A 1,453-nucleotide genomic window follows, 5' to 3' on the forward strand; every position below is an offset into this window, starting at 1 on the left:
ATTTGTTCGGGCGACCATTTTTTTCTCAAATGGGCCACCACAAATCCATAGAGTCGCTTATTGTCCTTGATCTTGGATCGTCCGTAATTTTTCTCCATACACACCCTGGCCGCCGCCAATTGCGCGTGATAAGATGAATAAGATTTGTACCTGGTCTTTTTCAGCTCGCGGCTGACGGTAGACTTGTTCCTGCCGAGCAGAATCGCAATCGATGAGGCGGAAAGTCCGTTATCGAAATGCTTCTCGATCTGGATCCTTTCCTGCATGTTTAGACGGGAATATTTTGTTTTCATACAACACTAATTTAAGATTAAAAGTGTTGCGTTAGTTTTCTGAATCGGCCCAGGGCGCGAGCATAACGTTAGGCCGCTAAGCGCCGTTGCCGATCAAAGCGAGCTTAGTTCTCTCTGCCAAGATAAATGTTTCTTCGTGAAACCGCAACTTCCGGCCACGAAAATCTCGGCAATGGCGTCTTAGCGGCGGTTAGCCGACGTTGATTTACTTATCGAAAGTATTTAATGTTTCCGAAATTAAGTTAATCATATCATTGTTTTTTAACCTTGAAATTAAATGGATATAATGATTTCCTTGCTCAGGGTCATTGATGATAACCGTTCTGTTTACAAAATCGGGATTATTATTCTTTTCAAACAATTTACAAAATAGTATACTCCGATATTCTTGGTGAGTAAGGTCTGCTTTCTTCTCCGATCTTTTAATTGGATTACTGCTGCAATAACAATAATAAATTGCATCATGCTCCAATGCATAATTACTGATAATCTGCGTGATTTTTATTAATGAAAATGCGGTATTTTTTATGTCATTTACTTCTGCATTAGTTTCGATAACAATGTCAACAACAGGAATATGAATTCCTTCAGGCAATTTCTCTTCGGGGAAAACAGTAAATCTAATTAGGTAATCTATCCCTTCGTTTGTAGAATAAGGAATATCTACATTAACAGCCATAGAATTTTATTTCTTTTTAGGGAAATATTTATTCCAATTGGCTTTCATATCTTTTTGGCGAGCTTCTTTATCAGCTTGTATTTCACGAACTAATTGCAAAAGTCCTTTAGAAGGTTGTTCGATATGTAGTGTTGAAGTTTTCATATTACAAAAGTAAGTTGCAACAATACTTTATCATTATTTTTTCAATTGTATTTTCTTATGATTAAAAAAGATTTCAATAGCAAAAATTGATAGCATTTCGTTTCGTGCGTTTTTTCTCAATGTTGGCTAACGTTAGGCCGCTTCACGCCGTTGCGGATCAAAGCGGACTGAGTTCTCTCTGCCGAAGATAATATTTCTTCGTGAAACAACAACTTCCGGCTACCGAAATCCCCGCAATGGCTTGAAACGGCGGTTGGGCGTCGTGTATTGTTATGAAGATATTTTTTTTAAAGCTTCCGGTAGCGAACTTAAAAAATTGACTTGTTTTCCATTATTG

General features: G+C 37.7%; 3 protein-coding genes. All 3 read right to left on the reverse strand.

The genetic code is table 11. The annotated features are described in order from the left end of the window. On the reverse strand, positions 1 to 293 hold a 293-nt coding region (locus tag BLP55_RS15760; protein WP_139149717.1), incomplete at its 3' end, for a helix-turn-helix domain-containing protein. A gap of 205 nt (positions 294 to 498) precedes the next feature. Then, a complete protein-coding gene (locus tag BLP55_RS15765) occupies positions 499 to 972 on the reverse strand; it encodes a hypothetical protein (protein ID WP_091147022.1) in 474 nt (157 codons plus the stop codon). 6 nt (positions 973 to 978) lie between these two features. After that, positions 979 to 1,116, reverse strand: a complete 138-nt coding sequence (locus tag BLP55_RS17100) for a hypothetical protein (protein WP_170826896.1) — start codon at positions 1,114 to 1,116, stop codon at positions 979 to 981. Positions 1,117 to 1,453 lie beyond the last annotated feature (337 nt).

The sequence above is a fragment of the Flavobacterium caeni genome (assembly GCF_900101895.1).
Taxonomy (GTDB): Bacteria; Bacteroidota; Bacteroidia; order Flavobacteriales; family Flavobacteriaceae; genus Flavobacterium; species Flavobacterium caeni.